Annotated in this window: 18 protein-coding genes and 1 pseudogene; 15 read left to right on the top strand and 4 right to left on the bottom strand. The window is 68.5% G+C overall.

Features of this window, described 5'->3' with window-relative positions; all coding sequences use genetic code 11:
• Positions 1–66 precede the first annotated feature (66 nt).
• The 4 genes from ACOOHP_RS06620 to ACOOHP_RS06605 form a co-directional block, all read right to left on the bottom strand.
• A complete protein-coding gene (locus ACOOHP_RS06620; protein ID WP_420465668.1) occupies positions 67–1,164 on the bottom strand; it encodes an ATP-grasp fold amidoligase family protein in 1,098 nt (365 codons plus the stop codon).
• On the bottom strand, positions 1,161–3,545 hold the full coding sequence (locus ACOOHP_RS06615) for a DEAD/DEAH box helicase (protein WP_420465667.1): 2,385 nt from the start codon (positions 3,543–3,545) through the stop codon (positions 1,161–1,163). The genes ACOOHP_RS06620 and ACOOHP_RS06615 overlap by 4 nt, the downstream gene beginning before the upstream one ends.
• Positions 3,546–3,635: 90 nt before the next feature.
• The gene (locus ACOOHP_RS06610) at positions 3,636–4,415 is read right to left on the bottom strand and encodes a glutathione S-transferase N-terminal domain-containing protein (RefSeq protein ID WP_420465666.1); all 780 of its coding nucleotides are present in this window, start codon (positions 4,413–4,415) and stop codon (positions 3,636–3,638) included.
• 76 nt (positions 4,416–4,491) lie between these two features.
• Positions 4,492–6,291: an acyl-CoA dehydrogenase C-terminal domain-containing protein gene (locus ACOOHP_RS06605; protein ID WP_420465665.1), complete on the bottom strand. Its 1,800-nt coding sequence runs from the start codon at positions 6,289–6,291 to the stop codon at positions 4,492–4,494.
• 357 nt (positions 6,292–6,648) lie between these two features.
• Between ACOOHP_RS06605 and ACOOHP_RS06600 the strand changes: the two are divergent.
• From ACOOHP_RS06600 to ACOOHP_RS06530, 15 genes and pseudogenes are all read left to right on the top strand, one after another.
• A pseudogene (locus tag ACOOHP_RS06600) lies at positions 6,649–6,930 on the top strand (YkgJ family cysteine cluster protein); the annotation flags it as partial.
• A 445-nt stretch (positions 6,931–7,375) separates the two neighbouring features.
• On the top strand, positions 7,376–8,749 hold the full coding sequence (locus tag ACOOHP_RS06595) for an energy transducer TonB (protein ID WP_420465664.1): 1,374 nt from the start codon (positions 7,376–7,378) through the stop codon (positions 8,747–8,749).
• 62 nt (positions 8,750–8,811) lie between these two features.
• Positions 8,812–9,720, top strand: coding sequence for a hypothetical protein (locus ACOOHP_RS06590; RefSeq protein WP_420465663.1), 909 nt, complete (start codon positions 8,812–8,814; stop codon positions 9,718–9,720).
• 3 nt (positions 9,721–9,723) lie between these two features.
• Positions 9,724–10,917 (top strand): hypothetical protein, encoded by a 1,194-nt coding sequence (locus ACOOHP_RS06585; RefSeq protein ID WP_420465662.1) that lies wholly within the window; start codon positions 9,724–9,726, stop codon positions 10,915–10,917.
• A gap of 10 nt (positions 10,918–10,927) precedes the next feature.
• Positions 10,928–12,490: a tetratricopeptide repeat protein gene (locus tag ACOOHP_RS06580; protein ID WP_420465661.1), complete on the top strand. Its 1,563-nt coding sequence runs from the start codon at positions 10,928–10,930 to the stop codon at positions 12,488–12,490.
• Positions 12,487–14,562: a PEGA domain-containing protein gene (locus ACOOHP_RS06575; protein ID WP_420465660.1), complete on the top strand. Its 2,076-nt coding sequence runs from the start codon at positions 12,487–12,489 to the stop codon at positions 14,560–14,562. The genes ACOOHP_RS06580 and ACOOHP_RS06575 overlap by 4 nt, the downstream gene beginning before the upstream one ends.
• Entirely contained in the window at positions 14,559–14,801 is a 243-nt protein-coding gene (locus tag ACOOHP_RS06570; RefSeq protein WP_420465659.1) for a hypothetical protein, read from the top strand. The genes ACOOHP_RS06575 and ACOOHP_RS06570 overlap by 4 nt, the downstream gene beginning before the upstream one ends.
• Positions 14,802–14,863: 62 nt before the next feature.
• The gene (locus tag ACOOHP_RS06565; RefSeq protein ID WP_420465658.1) at positions 14,864–15,667 is read left to right on the top strand and encodes a MotA/TolQ/ExbB proton channel family protein; all 804 of its coding nucleotides are present in this window, start codon (positions 14,864–14,866) and stop codon (positions 15,665–15,667) included.
• 7 nt (positions 15,668–15,674) lie between these two features.
• A complete protein-coding gene (locus ACOOHP_RS06560; RefSeq protein WP_420465657.1) occupies positions 15,675–16,943 on the top strand; it encodes a hypothetical protein in 1,269 nt (422 codons plus the stop codon).
• Between the two features lie 2 nt (positions 16,944–16,945).
• Entirely contained in the window at positions 16,946–18,025 is a 1,080-nt protein-coding gene (locus ACOOHP_RS06555) for a vWA domain-containing protein (protein WP_420465656.1), read from the top strand.
• On the top strand, positions 18,022–19,014 hold the full coding sequence (locus tag ACOOHP_RS06550; RefSeq protein ID WP_420465655.1) for a VWA domain-containing protein: 993 nt from the start codon (positions 18,022–18,024) through the stop codon (positions 19,012–19,014). Before ACOOHP_RS06555 ends, ACOOHP_RS06550 begins: the two co-directional genes overlap by 4 nt.
• 40 nt (positions 19,015–19,054) lie before the next feature.
• Positions 19,055–19,690, top strand: coding sequence for a hypothetical protein (locus ACOOHP_RS06545; RefSeq protein ID WP_420465654.1), 636 nt, complete (start codon positions 19,055–19,057; stop codon positions 19,688–19,690).
• A complete protein-coding gene (locus ACOOHP_RS06540; protein WP_420465653.1) occupies positions 19,687–20,385 on the top strand; it encodes a hypothetical protein in 699 nt (232 codons plus the stop codon). Before ACOOHP_RS06545 ends, ACOOHP_RS06540 begins: the two co-directional genes overlap by 4 nt.
• A gap of 86 nt (positions 20,386–20,471) precedes the next feature.
• Positions 20,472–20,912, top strand: a complete 441-nt coding sequence (locus tag ACOOHP_RS06535) for a DUF3429 domain-containing protein (protein ID WP_420465652.1) — start codon at positions 20,472–20,474, stop codon at positions 20,910–20,912.
• Positions 20,913–21,037: 125 nt separating this feature from the next.
• The gene (locus ACOOHP_RS06530; protein WP_420465651.1) at positions 21,038–21,745 is read left to right on the top strand and encodes a hypothetical protein; all 708 of its coding nucleotides are present in this window, start codon (positions 21,038–21,040) and stop codon (positions 21,743–21,745) included.
• The last annotated feature ends 34 nt before the right edge of the window (positions 21,746–21,779 follow it).

The raw sequence follows: 21,779 nt of genomic DNA, 5'->3' as shown, positions 1-21,779 counted from the left end.
GTTTCGTCGAACTGCGGGGTCGCGGTGGTGGCGCCTTTTCTGCCCTGAAGGCGTCGCGTACCGCTCTCAGTCGAGCGGCGGCCACACCGTACGGAACAGCTTGCGCCGCCGCGGCCTCTGGGTCGCGCTCTGACGGAGCATCTCGCCCAGCCGCGCATCCCAGTCTGGCGGTGAGTAGCGGCCACGCCCACCTGCGGGATAGGGGGTCAGTTCGCCGATCTTCAGGCCCTGGTCGGTGATGTAGAAATCCACCCGAACATACGGAAAGGCCGCTCCGACGCGTGCGGCGGCGGCGAGGATTTCCTCCCGAGCCGACTCGACCTGTGCCAAGAAGCGCCGCTGCTGGTCTGGAGAGAGCACTTCCTCGATCACGTGCGCCGTGCCCCTCAGGTCCAGCCGGCCTCCTCGCGCGTCGAGGTTCGCGGTGCAGAACCGGCGCTTGTCGCGCTTGTCCCCGGTGACTGCCAACAGCACCAGCGGCTGGCCGTGAAACGTGAACGCCAACACTTCGATCAGGCTGCCGCCGTCAGGTGCACGCAGCAGCGGTTCGGCCAGGATGCGCCGCGGCAACCCGCGGTAACCCCATTCCAGGGAGCGGTCGAAATAATCCTGCTCCAGCCACGCAGCGCACGCCGACTTCAAGCGATCCAGGTCATTCAGATGGCGGACGATCTCGTAGAGCCCCGATTGGTTGTTGGGCTTGAGCACCATCGGCAGAGGCAGCGCCAGCCAGTCGATCCGGTCGACTCGACGCCAGGCGCCGATCAGAGGCGCGACGTACTGCGAACCCGCGGTCCGGCCGACATACTCCCGCACCGCCAGTTTGTCGCAGGCCAGTTTCAGCAGCGGATCGCGGTCGTACACGATGCGGTGCGTGATGTACTCCGTGAACAGCCGCGGCTGCGCCAGATTCGGCTGGCGCCCGAACGTGCGAGCGTAGCGGCGGGTGAAGATGCGATGCAGTTTCCAGCGGTCCACGCCCGGCAGGCGCAAGATCCAGCGTCTGAGGTGCCGGCCTTGCGGCTTGTCGGTGAACCGGTCAAGACGCCTGGCCATTTGCGCGCGCCAGTCGCTCCACTTCGACAGCCACTGCCGCAGGCGCAGAAAACTGCTCCGGCGCACCGGCATCACCCCGGCAGGTCCGACCGGGCCTTCACTGCTCACCCCGCGACCGGCGCAAACAACTCGTCGATCTCGGTTTCGTCGAACTGCAGCGTCGCCGTAGTGCCGCCTTCCATCACCGCGCTGGCCAGCGCGGCCTTGCGCGCCTGCAACGCGCGGATGCGTTCTTCCACGGTTCCCGAACAGATCAGCTTGTAGACGAACACGTGCTTGTCCTGGCCGATGCGGTAAGCGCGATCGGTGGCCTGATCCTCGGCGGCGGGATTCCACCAGGGATCGTAGTGGATGACGGTGTCGGCGGCAGTCAGGTTCAGACCGACGCCGCCGGCCTTGAGGCTGATCAGGAACACCGGCACCTCGCCCTGCTGGAAGCGGTCGACCAGTTCCGCGCGATTCTGCGTCTGACCGGTCAGCAGCAAGTGCTCGATCCCGCGTTCGCTCAATGCAGCTTCGATCAGTCCGAGCATGGAGGTGAATTGCGAGAACACCAGCACGCGTTTGCCGGCCAGCACCAGGCCTTCAAGCATTTCCAGCAGGTGCTCGAACTTGGCCGAGGGCGTGGCCGCGGCCTGCTCCTCCATGCCCTCGATGCGCAGCAGACGCGGATCGCAGCAGGCCTGGCGCAGGCGCAGCAACGCATCCAGCACCACAACCCCGGACTGCGCGGCGCCGCGCTCGGTAATGGCTTGCCGGACCCGGGCGTGTTGCGCCAGACGGATGGCTTCGTACAGCGAGGCCTGGGCGCCGTCGAGCTCCACCGCGCGCAGGATTTCGGTCTTGGGCGGCAGATCCTTGAGCACGTCCTCTTTGCGCCGTCGCAGCATCAGGGGCGCGACACGGCGGTTGAGCCGCGCCAGCGCGTTGGCATCGGCGCGTTCCTCGATGGGATCGCGAAAGTAGCGATCGAAACCGTTCTCGTCGCCGAGCAGATCGGGCTCCACCGCATCGAACTGCGCCCACAGCTCGCCCAGGTGATTCTCCAGCGGCGTGCCGGTCATGGCCAGGCGCCGATCCGCCTTGAGTTCACGCACGACCTTGGCGGCCTGCGTGCGCGCGTTCTTGATGAACTGGGATTCGTCCATCACCAGCAGGCCGAAGCGATGGCGCTTGAGCTCGACGCGATCGCGCGACAGCAGCGGATAGGTGGTGATGACCAGGTCGTGCTGCGGTATCTGCTCGAAGCGCGTGTCGCGGTCCGGCCCGTGCAGCACCAGCACACGCAGTTGGGGCACGAAGCGCCGCGCTTCGTTGCGCCAGTTGGCCACCAGCGTGGTCGGCGCCACGATCAGGCTGGGACGGGTGAACCGGCCCTCAACACGCTCGGTCCAGATGTGCGCCAGCACCTGCACCGTCTTGCCCAGGCCCATATCGTCGGCGAGCACGCCACCGAGTCCGGCTTCCCCGAGAAAGCCCAGCCAGGCCAGACCCTCTTGCTGATAGCCGCGCAGTTCGGCTTCGAACCCGGCGGCCGGCGGCCGCGAGCTGCGGGCTTCACCGGCCAATACCCGCAAGCGATCCCGTTCTGCGGCAATCCGCTCGCGCCCATGCCAGCGCAGGTCCGGGATGCGGTCGAATTCGTCGAGCAGATCCGCCTGTGCGCGGCGCAAGCGCAAGTGGGTGCCGGCGGGCTGCGCGGCGATGGTCGCCTGCAGGATCGCCAACAGATGACGCAGGCGGCTCAAGGGCAGCGGCACATGGCGGCGGTCGTCCAGCGCTGCCAGCCACACCGCATCCTTGGGTTCGTTGGGCTGCGGCTGACGCGGAAACCCCGGATCGGCCAGCAGGCGCCGCAGGATGGGTAGCAAGTCCAGGCGCTGGCCGTCGGCCTCCAGGGCCAAGCCCAACTCGAACCACTTGCCGTGCGCGCGACTGGCGACGTCCACGCGCCAGTGGTCCGGTGCCTGCAGCAGCTCCACCGGAAATTCCGGCGCGAATTCGAGCTGGAACCCGGCGCCAGACAGGCGCGGCAGCAGGTGCAGCCAGTGGTCCGGCGTGGCCAGCGCGCCGCGGCCGCGTTCGAGCACGAAATCGCCGGCACGCAGCACCGGATCACGGTCGAAATAGACGCCTTCGAGCTCGGTGGCCTCGGTCATGTGCAGTTCGGCCAGACGCTCCAGCGCGTCGAGTTCGGCGGCGCTGTTGCGAAACGCCTCGTCGATCGGTTCGGCACCGCGGCGGATGCCGGTCGCGGCGGGGCGCAAGCGTTGCCCCGCGTAGTCGAACGTCAGGCGCGCGGCGCCGATGGGACGGCGATCGGGCTTGCCGCGAAACCAGGTCTGGATTCGATGCGTGAACAGTCGCAGGCAGGCCTGCGGCACGATGCGCTCGTGCGCAACCTCCGTCGCCGCGGGCAGCACGTCCTGCCGCGCGGTGGCGTCGTCGAACAGATCGAAAGTCCCTCCACTTGCCATGACGACAGACACAGTTCTCCAAGATGAAGAGAGCAGTGTAGCCGTCTGCGGTCGAAGCGAAAGTGCGGGGTCGCCCGCAGGTGTGCGGCCGCTGCGCGCGGACTACGGCACCGGCTGGGCGTACGTGCGGTTCAGGTACGCCAGAATGTCGCGCGACTCGTACATCGCCACCCCGGTGTTGGGGTCGATCAGGTAGGGCACCTGCACCCTGCCGGTGTTCTCCGCCAGCCAGGCACGGTTGCGCGTGGTGTCCCGGTGACCCTTGAACACCCGGTCGCGAAACATTGGCGGGCCCATGTCGGACCATTGGCCCTTGCCGGTGTTGCGCAGCAGATAGGGCAGCTCCAACTCACACAGGCGTGCGCGTACCGGTTTGGAAAACGGGCTGGTCTCGAAGCTGTACAGCTCCAGCCGCTCGGCGGGCGCGGTCGAGGGCCGCAGCCGGAGTCCGGCGATGCCGCCGGGTCGCAGCATCGCCAGTGTCGCGAGGTTCGAACCCGCCACCGCGATCGCGTGACGCAGGGCCGAAGGCGACCGTTCGGAACCGCCATAGGTGCGCCACAGGTAGGCCATGATGTCGGCCGACTCGTACATCGTCGTGCCGGTGTTGTCGTCTACCAGCAACGGAAACTGCTGCTTGCCGCCGATGCGCTCTGCTTCCACGCGATAACGCTGACCGTTCTTCGGGCAGGGCAGGATCAGTACGTCCAGGTCCAGCTCCGTCAGGGTCTCGCGCACCAGGCGGCAGTAGGGACAGGACTCGATGTCGTAGAGCTTGAGCGGCTCCGCCGGCTGTTCGGCCACACGGCTGACCATGGTGCCGCGCCAGCCGCGCGCGGTGGCGCCCACAACATTGGCGAGAAGATCGAGCGCAGTGGTCATGTGAGCATCGAACCGGTGAAAGCGAAGTGCGAAGCCGCCATGACACGACGGCTTCGGACGGAGGGCAAGGACGACCTCAGAACGCCGCCTCTTCGAGTTCCATCAAGGTTGCCGAGCCGGCGCGCGCCTGCTGCATCAGCGCTGCCGTTTCCGGATAGAGCTTGGCGAAGTAGAAACGCGCGGTGGTGAGCTTGGACTTGTAGAACGTCTCGTCGGCACCCGCGCTGCCGGCCAGCCTCTTCATCGCCACCCCAGCCGCCATGCACCAGGCGAACGAGAACACCAGGTGGCCGATAATCCGCAGATAGGGCACCGCCGCGGCACCGGCCTCGTCGGGATTCTTCATCGCCTTCTGGCCGATCTCCATGGTCAGCTTCTGCACCTCGCTCTGCAGCGCATTGAGCGGCGCCAGGAATTCCTGCATGCGCGGCTCTTCCTCGAAGGGCTTGAGCGCCTCGTGCATGGCCTTGCCGAACTTCATCAGCTTGGCGCCCATGTCGCCGAGCACCTTGCGGCCGAGCAGGTCCAGCGCCTGGATGGTGTTGGTGCCCTCGTAGATCATGTTGATGCGCGCGTCGCGCACGTGCTGTTCCAGGCCCCACTCGGCGATGTAGCCATGGCCGCCCAGTACCTGCATGGCCAGGGTGGTGCACTCGTAGCCGTTGTCGGTGATGAAGCCCTTGACCACCGGGGTCAGCAGCGCAACCAGATCAGCGTTGTCCTTGCGCACCTTTTCGTCGGGGTGCTTGTGCTCGCGGTCGATCGCCAGCCCGGCCCAGTAGGTGAAGGCGCGCGCGGCCTCCACGTAGGCCTTTTGCGTGAGCAGCATGCGGCGCACGTCGGGGTGGACGATGATCGGGTCGGCGGTCTTGTCCTTGGCCTTGGGCCCGGTCAGCGCGCGACCCTGGGTGCGGTCCTTGGCGTAGGCCAAGGAATTCTGGTAGGCGGTCTCCGCCAAGCCCACCGACTGCATGCCCACGCCCAGACGCGCACTGTTCATCATCACGAACATGGCGTTGAGGCCCTTGTTCGGCGCACCGACCAGGGTGCCGATGGCGCCATCGAAATTCATCACGCAGGTGGCGTTGCCGTGAATGCCCATCTTGTGTTCGATGGAGCCGCACTTGAACGTGTTGCGCTGGCCCGGATTGCCATCGGCATCGGGCAGAAACTTGGGCACGATGAACAGCGAGATGCCCTTGGTCCCCGGCGGCGCATCCGGCAGACGCGCGAGCACCAGATGGATGATGTTCTTCGACATGTCGTGCTCGCCGGCCGAGATGAAAATCTTGGTGCCGGTGATCGCGTAAGTGCCGTCGCCGACCGGCTCGGCCTTGGTCTTGAGGATGCCCAGGTCGGTACCGGCGTGGGACTCGGTCAGGCACATGGTGCCGGTCCATTCGCCCGAGACCAGCTTGGGCAGATACAGCGCCTTCTGCTCCGGCGTGCCAAAGGCATGCAGCGCGTTGTAGGCACCGTGGCTCAGGCCGGGATACATGGTCCAGGCCTGGTTGGCGCTGTTCATCATTTCCATGAACGCGCTGTGGATGACGTGCGGCAGGCCCTGGCCGCCGAAGTCGGGGTCCATGCCCAGCGCGCCCCAGCCGGCCTCGACGAACTGTTCGTAAGCCTCCTTGAAGCCGGTCGGCGTGGTCACCACGCCGTCGCCCTGATAGGTGCAACCTTCGCGGTCGCCGACCTGGTTGAGCGGGAACAGCACCTCGGCGCAGAACTTGCCGCCCTCTTCCAGGATGGAATCAATGGTGTCGCGATCAATGTCGGCGTGTGGCGGCAGCTTCTTGAGACCCGTAGACACATCCAGCAATTCGTGCAGCACGAACTGCATGTCGCGCAGGGGCGGGGTGTAAGTGGGCATGAACAGCTCCGAAAGGGAGGACAGGTGGACGAAACCGGGATAGCCGTACTCTAGCGTATGCTTGCCAAGGGTCCTTGACCGTAGCGCCAGCGTGGTCCGCTGTCGAAGCAGAACGCGAGCAGAACGCCCAGCCGGCCGGGCTCGCAGCCCACCCGCCGTCCGGCCGCCTTTAGCAACAGCTCGACATGACATCCCACCAAACACCCTCGCCGCCCGCGCCACACATGGCCCCGACAGGCCTTGCCGGCCAGCTGCGCTGCCGGGTGGCCTGCGGGGCGGTGGCGCACAAGATGCTCAACGGTTTCTGCCTCTCCTGAAATGACACCCCGCCAAACACCCTCGCCGCCCGCGCCACACATGGCCCCGACAGGCCTTGCCGGCCAGCTGCGCTGCCGGGTGGCCTGCGGGGCCTGCTGCATTGCGCCATCGATATCGTCGGCGATTCCGGGCATGCCGCTGGGCAAGCCTGCCGGAGTGCGGTGCGTGCAACTCGACGCACAGTCGCGTTGCCGTCTGTTCGGCGACCCGCGCCGACCGCCGGTTTGCTCGGACCTGCAACCCAGTGCGGAGATGTGCGGGTCGAGCCGGGAGCACGCCTTGGAGTTTCTTGACGCGCTGGAGGCGTCGACCGCGCCGTCACTAGCCCGCATTCCTCACAGGGGATCGAGCGATGGCCGTATGTCGAGGACGTGCAGTGCGCTGGGACGGAGCGAACCCCATAGTGGTTCTATGGGGTGAGTGAGTCCCAAGCGATGCGCGCCGCAGACAGGCCAGCGCCGATCCAGACGGAGAATCTTCCTTCAGTCTGTTTCCGAGGCGAGCTTCAAGAACGCCGCGAGCATGGGAATAGGCAAGGGATTCTCCGGCGACCTGTGAGAAATGCGGGCTGGGGCTGCGTCCGGATCGGAACGCGTTGACGTAGACATGGGGTCCGGGCGGTCGACCGTCCATCGGCTTTCACACGCCCCGTCCATGCTCGACTGCAGACGTCCTCACAGCGATGGCCGCATCCACGATTGAAGCAGGCGCTCTGGCGCACCATGCTGCTACCCACGTCGCTCACCCGACCTCGAACCGATCGACCATGTTTTCTTCGCAGAAGCCCTCGCCCAGCCCCGCTGTTGTCCTGCGCCTGCGACGCGCATCGACCGGCGGGTGGGGGCTGCTGCTGGCAGCGGTTTGCATGGCGGCCTCGGCGACGCCGCCGGAATTGCCGGCACCGCCGCGTGAGCTCACCACGGTGGCGCCGCCGACTCTGCCACAGAATCCCGCGCGGCCGGCTTCGGCGCCAACCGCACAGGCGATGTCCTCTGCGCTGCAACAGGACGGCGCGCAGGCGGCGCTGGCACTGGCCGACCGCGCGCTCGCCGACAGCCGGATCGCCTACGGGCCCGAGGACGGCCGCCTGAGCGTGCCGCTGATCCAGCAGGGGCATCTGCGCCAGGCGGCCGGCGACGCCGCAGGTGCGCTGGCCGACTACCTGCGCGCGGTCGAGCTGGCCGAGGCTCAGGGCGGCCCGCGCGACCCCCGGCTATACGAAGCCTGGTACGGCATGGGTTATCTGCACCTGGCACAAGGCCAGGTGTTGCCGGCGCAGGTCGCCTTTGCCAACGCTCTGCAACTGCATCGGCTCGGTCGCGGCCTCTACAGCGCCGGGCAGCTCGAGGTGCTGCAGGCCCTGGCCGTCGCCACTGATGCCAGCGGCGACCGCGAGGACGCCGACGAATGGCAGATCCGTCGCGTCGAGGTCGCCGAACGGGTGTACCACGACGACCCCGCGCAGCTCGCGGCGCTCTACGTGTCGGCCGGCCGCTGGTTTCGCGAAGCCGGCAACTCCCCCAACGCCATCGGCCTGCATGCTCAGGCCGTGCAGCTGCTGGACAACAACGGCGGCCGCGAGCAAGCGGCTCTGTTCGAACCCCTGCTGGAACTCGCCCTGAGCGGCGGTCTGCGTCGGCGCGAGATCGACCAGCCCTCGTTGTCACCGGGCATCCAGCCGGCCACCGCGCTGGCACGCGCCGAGCGCATCCTGAGTGCGCAATCCGCGGCGCCCGCGGCGCAACAGGCCGCGCAGTGGCTGCGCCTGGGCGATGTCCACATCACCCTGGGCCGCGACGGCCCGGCACTGGAGGCCTACGCCCGTGCTGCAGAACTGGAACGCACCGCCGGTCAACCCGTGACCTTGGTGCAACCAAAGTTCCTTCAGCTGGCGGTGCCGCAGGCGCGGGTTGCCGGTAGCGGCGGGGTCTTGATCGCCGAGTTCGACGTCGACGCGCAGGGTCGCGTGCTCAAGCCGCGCATCGTGCAACGTCAGCCGCAGAACCTGCCGACCTCGGTTGACAACGCGCTGCTGCAGGCGCTGCGCGCCGCGCGCCTGCGTCCGGCGATCCGCGACGGCAAACCGCAATCCAGCCAGGGCCTGCGCTATCGTCTAAGCGTCGGTGGAGATTCAGCATGAGCGGGCGAAACTCCGCGGTCGCCAGCGCGTCCAACCTCTGGCCAGCCAGGAGGCTCCATTCCATGAAACTGCCGATACGCGCCGCGCTGATCGGGACCCTTGCGGGCCTGCTCATGGCCTGCAACAGCAACCCGTCCAAGCCGACACCGTCGTCGCCGACCCCGGTCGGCAGTCCGCCACCACCGTCCTCCGGCAGCAGCGGCGGAAGCAGTGGAACCACCAGCAGCGCGGGTCAGCAAGGCGGCAGGCAGGACAGCGGTCAGGGTGCTGCGAGCGGCGCCGGCCAGCAACGTGGTTCCGGGCAGGGTTCGGGGCCGAGCTCGGAACAGGGCTCGGAGCAGGGCTCGGCGGCGGCCAGCGGCAGCGCCGAAAGCGCATCCCAGGATGGCAGCGTGTCCGGTTCGTCCGGACAGGAGGCCGGCGGCACCGAAACCCGGTCGGGGACGGGCGGCGGCGCCGGCACACAAAGCGAAACAGCCACGCCCGGTGGTGGCGGCGCGCAACCGGCCTCGGGCAGCGGGGCACAGACCGCGTCCGGCAGCGGCGGCGGTGCCAAGACCGAAGCCGAGCGCACGCAGAGCTGGGACCAGGCGTTCCAGGGTTCCCTGGGCGAGTTCGACGAGCGCCTGGCCAGGGAACAGGCGGTGCTGGAACAGCAGCGCGAAAGCAGCAGCGGCGGCGAGGCCGGCGAGTCCGGCAGCGGCGGTGGCGGCGACGGCGTCAACACCGCCGGCATGCCGGCCGAGCTGCCGGTGGACGGATCGGACCAGGGCGGCGACCCGCAGACCGCGTCCACCGCCGGCTACGGCCAATCGGGGCCTAGCTTCCCCGCACCCGAGGGCATCCCCGACGGCCACGACGACGACGTGGTGGCGCGCCAGTTGCGCGAGGCCGCCGAGCGCGAAAAGGACCCGGAGCTGCGTGCGCGGCTGTGGGAGGAATATCGCAAGTACAAGTCGCGCAAGGGCTGAGCCATGGACACCGTGCCGCGTACCGCGATCGGATTGTCGCTACTGCTGACGCTGCTGGCGTTGGGCGGCTGCGTCTCCAAACAGGTCAAGCGCGTCAACGAGGTACAGGCCAGCCAGGCGCAACAGGAGCTGCCGGTCGAACAATTGCTGGAAGTCACCGTGGTGCGCTTCGATCCGGGCGTGCCGGAGACACTCAAAGAGCAGCAGGAACAATTCATCTACCCGGCAGTGCGCGAAGCCGAGGCCAATTACGTGCCGCAACTGCTGCGCCAGACCCTGGACGGCACCGGCTACTGGGGCACGGTGCGCGTGCTGCCCGAGGCCACGCCCGCCTCGATGCTCGTGATCGGCGGCAAGATCCTGCATTCGGACGGCGAACTGCTGCGCCTGCGCGTCCACGCGCGGGACGCCAGCGGACGCCAGTGGCTGGACCGCGAGTACGAAGAACAGGCCGCGGAAATTTCCTACACCGAAAAATCCGCGCGTGGCAGCGACCCCTTCCAGGATCTCTACAGCCGCGTGGCCAACGACCTGCTGCAGGTGCGCCAGAAGCTGCAGGCCGACGACCTGCTGCAGGTGCGTCGGGTGGCGCAGCTGCGCTTTGCAGCCGACCTCGCGCCCAGTCGCTTCGAGGGTTATCTGAAACAGGACAAGGACGGCCGCTACCAGGTGCTGCGGCTGCCGCCGGAAAACGATCCCATCGTGCAGAGCATCGAGCGCATCCGTCTGCGCGACGACGCCCTGGTCGACACCCTGGACGCGCACTACGCCGCCTTCCGTCACAACATGACGCCCTCCTACCAGGAGTGGCGGCGCGCCAGCTACACCGAGGCGGTGGCCCTGCGCGAGCTGGAACGCCAGGCCCTGTGGCGCAAGATTGCCGGCGCGGCGGCGGTGGTCGCGGGTGCGGTGGCGCTGGGCAGCGCCGACAATGCCGGCACCGCGGCCATCGGCCAGATCGGCATCATCGGCGGCGTCGGCATCTTTGCCAGCGGCATGCAGAAGGGCAAGGAGGCCGAACTGCACGCCGAATCGCTGAAAGAGCTCAATGCTTCGATCAACGACGACGTGTCGCCGCGGGTGGTCGAACTGGACGGCAAGACGGTCACCCTCACCGGTTCGGCGCAGGACCAGTACGACCAGTGGCGCGAGATGTTGCAAGCTCGCTATGCCGCCGAGATCGGCACCACACCCTGAACGCCGTCCCATGAGGTCAGAACCGGAAGCCGAAAGCCCCGCCGCTTTTCAGCGTATCGCACCGCAGCCGCCGGCACTGGCAGCGCGCGCAGCGGCAGCGACGGACACAACCACCACCGCTGATCGCCGCATTCCGGCCAGCCGCTTCGTGCTGGGGCTGCTGCTGGTGCTGTTGTTCGGCGGCATCACCCTGTGGGGGCTGCCGCGGCTGCTGCAGGCGCCGCCGTCTCTGCCGGAGGCGTCGGCACCGGCGACCGGCCCGGAAGTCGTCGCTACCGCCCCGGCACCCGCCGCGCCGACTGCTACAACGACCCCGACCGCGGAAGCCTGGGACGACCCCGAACTGCTGCAGGCCCGCGCGGCGGCGCAGGCGGCACAGGCACGCTACCAGTCGGACCTGCAGCAACTGCAGCGGTCGGGCGCCCAGGATTGGGCGGCCACCGAGCTCGACGCGGCGGCGCAGCATGCCCGGCGCGGCGCCGAGGCGTTCGCAACGCCCGATTTCCCCGCCGCCAAGAGCGCCTGGGAGGCTGCCGCACTAGCGACGACCGCGCTGGTCGACGGTCTGCCGCAGCGCCTGCAGGCCGCGCTGGATCAGGGCCACCAGGCATTGGAAAGCGGCGAGCTGGCGACCGCCACCCGCGCCTACCAGCAGGCATTGCAGCTGGAACCCGGCAATGCGACTGCTACGGCCGGGTTACAACGGATCGATCGCGCGCCGGCGCTGCGCGCCAGGCTGGACACTGCGTTCCGTCTGGAACAGGCCGGCGACCTCGCCGCTGCCCGCGCGGCACTGCGCGAGGCCCTGGCGCTGGACCCCGACAGTCAGCAGGCGCGTGAAAACCTGGCGCGGCTGGACACCCAGGCCGCCGACGCCGAGTTCCGCCGCGAACTGGCGGCCGCGCTCAGCGCGCTGGACCAGGGCGAGCTCGATCGCGCCGAACAGGCGCTGGCCCGGGCGCGGCAGCTGCGCGCACAGGATCCGGGTGTGCGCGCCGCCGGCCAGCGGCTGGCCGAAGCGCGGCGGGTGGCGCAGCTGGCGCAACTGCGCCAGCGCGCCGACACCCAGGCGGCCGCCGAAGACTGGACCGGCGCGGCGGCCAGCTATCGCAGCGCGCTGCAGATCGACGCCAGCCTGGTATTCGCCGCCGAAGGGTTGGCGCGGGCCGAACCGCGTGCGCAACTGGCGTCGCAGCTGCAGCGTTTGATCGATGAGCCTAAACGCCTGCACAGTCCGGCGGTGATGCAGGAGGCCGAATCCCTGCTGGCCCAGGCGCGGCAGGTCGGCGACGCGGGGCCCGCGCTGCGTGCGCAGATCGCGGCGCTGGAGCAGGCACGCGCGGCGGCCGCGCAGCCGGTGACGGTGGAGCTGGTGTCGGATGGCCAGACCGAGGTCACCATCTATCGCGTCGGCCAGCTCGGCCGTTTCGTGAGCAACACGGCGACGCTCAAGCCCGGTCGTTATGTGGCAGTCGGCAGCCGCCCCGGCTACGTGGATGTGCGCCGCGAATTCGAGGTCGGCAGCGGCAGCGGCGATCTGCGCATCGACATTCGTTGTACGGAAACCCTGTGAGCGACGCCGACCGAAGCGACGACAGCCCGCGCATCGCCGCGGTGCCCTACCAGCCCGCCGGACAGCAATCCGGCGGCGTGCGGCCGCGCATCCCGCCACTGTGGATCGCACTCGGCGCGTTGGGACTGGTGATGGCTGCGGCGGTGCTGTTTTTCTACATGGCGCGCTCAGTGCAGTTGCGGATCGAGCCGGCCGGCGCCCGCATCGACGTCGATGGTGGCGTCGGCTTCGCACTGGGCAGCGGATACCTGTTGTGGCCGGGCGAGTACCGGCTGCTGGCGCGGGCGGAGGGCTACGAGGACTTGGCCGCCGGTTTCCAGGTGCGCAACGACCCCCGCAGGCAGAGCTTCCAGTTCGACATGACACGTCTGCCGGGGCGCCTGCGCCTAGTGTCGAATCCACCCGCACAGACGTTCATCGACGGCACCGCGCGCGGCACCACGCCGCTGCAGGCGCTGGAATTGCGTGCCGGCGAGTACGACCTGCTGCTGCGCGCACCGCGCTATCAGGCCTACGAGGCGCGCATCGAGATCGAGGGTGGCGGCGTGGAGCAGACCCTGCAAGTGGACCTGGTACCGGGCTGGGCGCCGGTGTCGGTGCGCTCGCAGCCACCGGGCGCCACCATCCTGATCGACGGCATCGAGGCCGGCCGCACGCCGCAAACCCTGGAGGTGGGTGCCGGCGCCCACGAGATCGCACTGAGCCTGCCCGGCTACGCCACCTGGCGCGACCGCCTGACGGTGACCGCCAACGAGGCGCTGGCGCTGCCCGAGGTCGATCTGCAGCCGGCGCAGGGCCGCTTGCAGCTCAGCAGCATTCCGCGCGGCGCCAGCGTCACCGTCAACGGCAGTTTCCGCGGCAACACCCCGCTGGACCTGCTGCTGACCCCGGGGCGCAGCCATACGCTGACGTTGTCGGCGCCGGGCTACCGCACGCTGGAACACCGGCAGACCGTGACCTCCGACGGCAACGAGCCTTTGCAACTGGAGTTGCAGGCGATCCTCGGCAGCGTGGTGCTGGACGTGCAGCCGGCCGACGCGAAGGTGGAGATCGACGGCGAGGCGGTCGCCCCCGGCACCACTGAGGTGAAGCTGACCGCCACCGCGCATCGCATCGCCGCCAGCAAGGACGGCCACGAGCCCTGGACCGGCACGGTCACGCCCAAGCCGGGCTTCGAGCAGCGCGTGACCATCCGCCTCAAGACCGAGGCGGCGGCGCAGGCGGCGCGCAACCCGGCGCGCATCGCCAGCAAGGGGGGGCCGGAACTGGTGCTGATCGCACCGGGTGAATTCACCCTGGGGAGCGCGCGCGGCACCCAGGGCCGCCAGACCAACGAGGCCTTGCGTCCGGTCAAGCTCAGCCGCGCGTTTTATCTGGCGACCACCGAGATCAGCAACGAACAATACCGGCGCTTTGCCGGAGGGCACTCGTCCGGAATCATTCGCCGCACCACCCTGGACAACGACCGGCAGCCGGTCGCACGCGTTAGCTGGAACGACGCCGTGCGCTACTGCAACTGGCTGTCGCAGCAGGACGGGCTGCCGCCCGCCTACGAGTCCAGCGGCAACGACTTTGCGCTGGTCAAACCGGTCACCACCGGCTACCGCCTGCCCAGCGAGGCCGAGTGGGAGTGGGCAGCACGCTTTGCGCCCAACCGGCAGGAACGTCGCTATCCCTGGGGCGCGGCGTTTCCGCCACCGGCGGGCAGCGGCAACTTCGCCGACGCCTCCGCGCAAGGCATCGCCGAACAGCTTCTGCCCGGCTATGACGACAAATACCCTGCCGCCAGCCCGGTCGGCAGCTTTGGCGCCAATCCGCTGGGGTTGTTCGATCTGGGCGGCAATGTGGCCGAGTGGGTGCACGATGCCTATGAAACCGCGCTGGCAATCGACCCGCCGCGCGTCACCGACCCTTTCGGCCCCGAACCCGGCAGCAAATCCGGCAGCGACCGCGTCATCCGCGGATCGAGCTGGCTGCACGGCGGCGTGGTGCAGCTGCGCTCGGCTTATCGCGACTTCGGCCGCGAACCGCGGCCCGACCTCGGCTTTCGCGTGGCAAGGTACGCGCAATGAACCCCTTGATCGGACCGATTCTCACGGTATGCACGCGCAACCTGGCAGCGGTGGGCCTGGCGCTGTGCGCGTCGACGACGTCGGCGCAGGAAGGCGACGCATCGCCCGCGCCGAAAGGTTCCGAGGCCGCACCCGCTCCGTCCGAATCGGGATCCGGCGGCGCGGTGGATCAGAGCAGCTTTCGACCTTCGGAAGAGGTGTCTCCCGACCAGGAAGTGGATTTCCCGGCCGATATCTGAAGCGTCGACTCTCGATCCTCGCGCCTCTTCATCCCTAAACGCCTCAGCGCCCCACCCCGACCATGCGCCGAAATTTTCCCGTCGAATTCGTCTACCAGATCTTCGCGCTGGCGATCGCGGCGATCCTGGTGCACGCCGCCTACCTGGCGCTGGTGCGGCCGCGCGCCGCGGCGGCGCTGGAGCAGCAGCAGGCCGCGGTGCTGGCCGACCCGCAGCACGTCAACGAGGCGAACGTGTGGGTGATCCTGAAGGACTACGAGCAGGAGCTGAGCATCATCCTGGCACTGTGGGGCTTCGCCATCATGGGTTACAAGTTCCGCAACCTGGGACGCGAACGCGAGCTGTTCGAGGCCAACCTGGTCGCGATTGCCGACGGCGAGAGCATCCTGCCCGAGGATGCCCGCGGTCACGCCCGCGCGCTGGAGGCGCTGCCCACCGAAAGCCGCGAACGCCTGTTACCGCACCTGCTGCTCACCGCGCTCAACCGCTTCCGCACCACCCGCAACATCCAGGACGTGTCCGACGAAGTGGGCCGCGCCAGCCAGGGGTACGGCGATCGCCTGGACTCGGAACTGTCGCTGGTGCGCTACATCGCCTGGGCGATTCCCTCCATCGGCTTCATCGGCACCGTGCGCGGCATCGGTCAGGCCATGGGCCAGGCCAATCGCGCGCTGGAGGGCGATCTGGCCGGCGTCACCGAGAGCCTGGGCACCGCCTTCAACTCCACCCTGGTCGCGCTGCTGCTGTCGATGGTGCTGATGTTCCTGCTCTACCAGTTGCAACAGCTGCAGGAGCGCCTGGTGCTCGACGGCCAGGCACAGTGCGAGCGCAAGCTGATCCAGAACCTGCAGGCGCCGCAGAGCTGACCGGCCGATGCGCATCCTGGAACTCAACGACGTCGGCCTGCGCCTGTACGAGGGCGAGCAACTGCTGCTGGAGAGCCCCGGCTGTGCGGCGCTGGATGGCCGCCGCCTGCTGACCGGTCGCGACGCCCAGGCGCGCCTGCGCCTGGATCCGCGACGTGCATACGACCGCTACTGGTATCAGCTGGACGCCAGCCTGCCCACGCCGCTGGGCGCTGCGCGCAGCGCCGCCGATCTGGCCCATGCGCAATTGCTGGAACTGGGCAGCGCGCTGACCGAACAGCCGCTGGTGCTGGCGGCGCCGGCCAGCTTCACGCCCAGCCAGCTCGGCGTGTTGCTCGGCATTCTGCAGGCCCTGCAGGTGCGCGCGGTCGGGCTGGTCGATGCGGCAGTGGCGGCGGCCAGCACCTTGGGCACCGCGCCGCGCAGCGTGCACGTCGACGTCCAGCGCCATCGCGTGCTGCTGACCTGGCTGGACGGCGATCGCGACCTGACCCGCACGCGGCTGCAGGAGCTCAAGCCCGGTCTGGCGGCGCTGCAGGACCGCTGCGCGGCGGTGGTGGCGGAAGCGTTCGTGCGCACGGCGCGCTTCGATCCGCTGCACAGCGCCGCCACCGAGCAGGCGCTGTACGACCGGCTGCCGCAATGGATGGCGCAGTTGTCGGGCGAGTCGCAGGCGGTGCTGGAACTGGATGCGGGGACGCGCACGCACCGCGCCGGCCTCACCCGCGAGGCGCTGGCCTCGACCCTGTCGGACCGGGTGGCGGCCATCGTCGACGCCGTCAGCGGCGCCATCGCCGGTGAGCCGGCGAGCATCCTGCTCAGCGATCGTGCGGCGGAACTGCCGGGCCTGGCATCGCAACTGCCGCAGGCGCAACGGCTCGATGCCGGCGCAGTGGCGCGCGGCATCGCCGAACACCTGGCCCTGATCGAAACCGACAGCACCGAACTGCCTTGGGTCACGCGCCTGCCGCGACGTGCGCTGCACGCGCAAAGCGCCTCGGGCGAGCACAGTCTGGTACCCACCCACGCCTTGCTGGGTTATCGCGCGCTTCCGCTGCCCGCCGACGGGCGCGTGCAGGCGCTGTCGGCCTGGCTACCCGGCGCGCCGGGGTTGCTGCGCGGAGACGGCAACGCACTGCAGATCGAAGACGCCGGCGGCTCGACGGTGCGACTCAACGGCGAGGCGCTGGCCGGCACGCGGCCGCTGCGCGCCGGCGATCGCCTCAGCCACGGCGGCAGCGAGCTGCGCCTGATCGTGGTGGCCAGAGCGGACTGACCATGCGACGTCGACGCCGCGATATGGCCGTCATCGGGTTGTCGTTTCTCGACGTCATTTCCTGCGGCTTCGGCGCGGCGATCCTGCTGTTCATGCTGGTGGATCACGCCAGAGTCGATCGCGATCTCGACAGCAACTTCGACCTCGTCGCCCGCGTCAACGCGCTGGAGAGCGAGATCCTCGACGGTCGCCAAGCCATTCTCACGATGGAGTCGGCGCTGTCGCGTGAAGAAGAGGAACTGCAAACCGCAGAGAACGAGGCCGAACGTCTGCGTCAGCAGATCGAGCAACTGCGCGCCGCCATGCCCGAAGGCGACGCCGCCACCGAGCGCGAGTCGCGCATGCGCCGTTTGCAGGAGGAACTGCTGGCACTGGAGCAGCGGGTGGCGGCGATGCGCGCGGCCAGCCAGGACGCCGCCGCCAACGCCACCCGCACCGTGCGCGGCGAGGGCCAACGGCAGTATCTGACCGGGTTGCAGGTGAGCGGGCGGCGCGTGCTGATCCTGGTGGATGGCTCCGCCAGCATGCTCGGCGAGACCATCGTCGACGCCATCCGCCGCCGCAACATGAGCGAATCGGCACGCCGCGGTGCGCCCAAGTGGACGCGCGCGCTGGCCACCGCCGACTGGCTCACCGCGCAGATGCCGCCGGACGGTCAGTTCCAGATGCTGGTCTTCGCGCAGGACGCACGCCCAGTGACCGGCAAGGGCGGCTGGCTGGCGTCCGACTCCGGGCGCGGTCTGGACGCCGCCATGCGCGCGCTGCGCGAGGTGGTGCCGGCCGGCGGCACCAGTCTGGCCAAGGCCTTCGACGCCGCGCGCGCGCTCAATCCGGCACCCGACAACATCATCCTGATCACCGACGGCCTGCCGACCCAGGGCAGCAGCATTCGCGGCGGCGTCGTGTCCGGCAAGCAGCGCCTGGCGCACTACAACGAGGCGGTGCAGAAGCTGCCGCGCGGGGTGCCGGTCAACGTGATCCTGATGCCGATGGAAGGCGATCCGCGCGCGGCCAGCGCGTTCTGGCAACTGGCGCGCATCTCGGGCGGCGCGTTCCTGGAACCGTCGAGGGACTGGCCGTGAAGCGCCGGCGCCGCGAGGAGGAAATCTTCGGTCTGTCCTTCCTCGATGTGATCTGCTGCGGCTTCGGCGCCATCGTGCTGCTGCTGGTGCTGACCAAGTCCGCCGAGCCCAGCATCCGCGAGCAGACCACCGAGGAACTGGCCGCACGCGAGGCGCAGTTGCAGCAGCTGGCGCAGGAAACCTCCGGCAAGCGCCAGGCGCTGGAGGACGAGGTGGCGGCGGTGCGACGAGAACTGGAAGCCGCGCGCAGTACCCTGGCGGCGCTGCGCACGAGTTCGGATTCGCTGGACGACAAGACCAGCGAGACGCGCGCCGAAGTGACGGTGGCCGAAACCATCGAACAGCGCCTGGCAGCGGCGCGCCAGACTCTGACCGAGGAGATGCGCCGCTTGCAGGCGCAGGGCGTGCGTACGCGCGCCGACGCACCGGTCGGCGGCATTCCGGTGGACAGCGAGTACATCGTCTTCGTCATCGACACCTCCGGTTCCATGCAGCGCTTCGCCTGGCCGCAGATGCTGCGCAAGATGGATGAAATCCTGGACATCTATCCTCGCGTCAAAGGCATGCAGGTCATGAGCGACGAGGGCGACTATCTGTTCAACACCTACCGCGCCGGCCAATGGATTCCGGACACGCCCGCGCGGCGCAAGGCGCTGCTCGGCGCGCTCGCCACCTGGCGCACGTTTTCCGATTCCAGCCCGGTGGAGGGCATCGAACGCGCCATCCGCGCGTTTGCCGAACCGGGCAAGAAGATCTCCATCTACGTGCTCGGCGACGAGTTCACGGGATCGAGCATCGAGGACGTGGTGCAGCGTATCCGCCGCATCAATCCCAAGGACGCACGCGGAGTGCCGCGTGCGCGCATCCACGGCGTGGGTTTTCCGACGCAGTATGCGGCCAACGGCGCGGTGTCGGTCACCGGCATCCGCTTCGCCAGCCTGATGCGTATCCTGTGTGCTGAAAACGGAGGTGCTTTTGTCGGGCTGTAACCGCCATCGCAGGCTCGCAGTGAACCGGAGATGCTTGTCCGTGGTGCTGCTGGCATGCCTGCTCGGTGCCTGCTCGGCCAAGCCGGTGGTGCCGACGACCGAGTTTCCGCAACCGGTGCTGATCCGCGTGCCCACCGCGATGGGTCTGTACATGGACCCGCAGTTCGTCGCCTACGAACACCTGGACAAACCGCCCAAGGGCTTCGAACAACGGGTGTCGGTGGGCCCGGCGTCCAAGGTCCTGTTCACCGAATTTCTCACCGAGCAGTTCCGCTCGCTCACGGTGCTGGCACAGCCGCCCGACGAGCAGGCAACGCCGGCCGGTGTCGAGGCGGTGTTGCAGCCGGTAATCGAGGACGTGCAGATCGCCTCGCCGCGCAGCGACAAGGACGAGTTCCACGAGGCCTGGATCAAGTACCGCCTCAACCTGCGCGCGCCCAATGGACGCCTGCTCGCGGCCTGGGAGATCGCTGCCTACGGTAAGCATCGCGGTTCGACGCTCGGCGGCACCCACGCGGCGCTGACCGCGGCCGTTCGCGAGGCCCTGCGCGACGCCGCCGCCGGCATGGCGCTGATCTTTCGCGACGGGCCGGGGTTCCGGCAGCGCCTGCAGAACGAACTGGCGGTGATCCGGCAGCCACAGCCGTCCTCTTCGGAGGCGCTGTCCACCCCATGAACTGGCGCCTGCCGACCGCATTGCTGGTATCGCTGCTGGGCATCGCTCTGGGTGGTTGCGTCAGCTCCAAAGTGGAGCAGTTGCGCCAGAGCGGCCAGACCGTGATGGTCGGTGTCGACGAGTCGGTGGTGGTGCTGGGCCGGCGCCACCGCGGCGACCGCGAATCCGAGGCCAGTTTCAACCGTTGCGTTGCGGACTCGCTGCAGCAGCGGCGCCTGTCGATCTATTCCGAGCAACAGTTCGTGGACGCCCTGTTTCCCTGGCTGGAGCCGCGCACCGCGCCGGTCTCTGCCGACGCGCTCAACAATCTGTTCGATCGCCCCGACATCGCCCAGCGCCTGCGCGCTACCGGCGTGCGCTTTCTGGTGTGGGTGGACGGCGAAACCGAAAAGATCGACGGCGGCGGCAGCATGGGCTGCGCGATCTCGCCCGCCGGCGGCGGCTGCCTGGGCTTCGGCTGGTGGGAGAAGGAATCCAAGTACGAGGTATCCATCTGGGACGTCCACAACCGCAGCGCGGTCGGCAAGATCACCGTCAACGCCAGCGGCACCTCCTACATGCCCGCGATCATCGTGCCGATTCCGATGATCGCGCGCACCGAGGCCGCGGCCTGCGCCGGCATCGCCGGACAGGTGGGCGAATTGCTGGCGCCGGCCGCACGACCTACACGCAACAGTCACCCTCCACCGGGCTGATCGGCCGCGGCATGGCGCCGCTGCGACAGATCGCAGGTCACTGCGGCGAGGGTTCAGAATGCGGCCTCGGAATTCTGGAGTGCCGTATGCGCCTGCCCACCCCGGTGTCCCTGATCGGCTACGCCGGCCTGATCCCGTTCTTTCTCGGGCCGGCGTGGCTGAGCCTGTCGCCGCAGACCATTCCCGACTGGATGGACGCGGTGTGGCTGAGCTATTGCGCGCTGATCGCCGCTTTCATGGCCGGCTCGCTGTGGGGCTTTGCCCTGCCCGCCTGCGAAGGTGCCGCGGGTTTGGCCGGTCTGCTGATCGCCATGGCCCTGATGCTGCTCGCGTGGTTCTCCACCGCACTGCCGTTCGCGCCCGCGCTGGCGGTGCTCGCACTGACTTTCGTGATGCTGCTGGTTGCCGATTTCTGGCGTGAACGCAGCCTGGGCACGGTCGGCGGTTATTTCGCGCTGCGCAGCGTGCTGACCATCGGCGTGCTCACCGCCATGGGCTGGCGCTACGCGATCTCGGCGAGCGCCTGAACCGACGGCTACCGGATCGACGGCGGTTTGGCAGCCCTCAGCGGCGAGTGCTGGCTGGCTTGCACGCGTGTACAGGCCCAGACTTTGCATAGACGTTACAGGTCATGTGCAAGGAGGTTTCAATCATGCAGTCTCCCGACTTTGCCCTGGTGGATCCGGCCGCATTCGCGCACAAGGATCTGTTGTTCCTGTTCGAGCATTTCCCGGTGCCGGGTGTCGACGCGGTGGAAGCGATCCGTCGCGTCCACGAGCAGCCCAACACCCTGGAGTCGATTCTGGAATCGCGCTTCGTGCAACGCGCGCTGCTGGACCGGCACACCCAGGTGCTGGACGTCTCGCCCCGCCTGTTCTTCGACGTGATGCTGCGTCACAGCCTGCCTGGTCCGCGCGACCGCCTGGAACGCAACGTCATCCACTACCTGGCCAACCTTCTCGGCCTGTTCAGCCACACCGAGCGCATCTATCGTCTGCAGCGCGAAGACGCGGCGCGGTACGAATACTTCGCCGACTTGCTGCAGGAAGGACTGGACGCCAGCCCGGAGCGGCGTTTCCTGGTCGACGCGCACATCGGCAACTACGCGCTGTACCTGTCCGGCGTCTGCGCACCCTGGATCGAACACCGGCGCCAGTACCGGCGCCGGCCGGTATCGATGGAGTTCTATCGACGCCTCGGTCGCAGCCACTTCGCGCAGGCCGCCGGCACCGCACAGGCGCAACAGTTCGGGCTACGCGACATTTTCCGCCGGCTGTCGGAGCGCTTCGAGTATTTCCGCACCGGCATGCAGCGCCTGGCTGCCGAGGTCCTGCCAGGGCGATCGGCGCAGCCCGGCTAGCACCTCTGGATCGCTACACTGGCGCCTGCCTGTA

The organism is Panacagrimonas sp. (genome assembly GCF_965216805.1).
Classification (GTDB): domain Bacteria; phylum Pseudomonadota; class Gammaproteobacteria; order Nevskiales; family Nevskiaceae; genus Panacagrimonas.
This window is presented reverse-complemented; position numbering and strand designations above follow the sequence as displayed.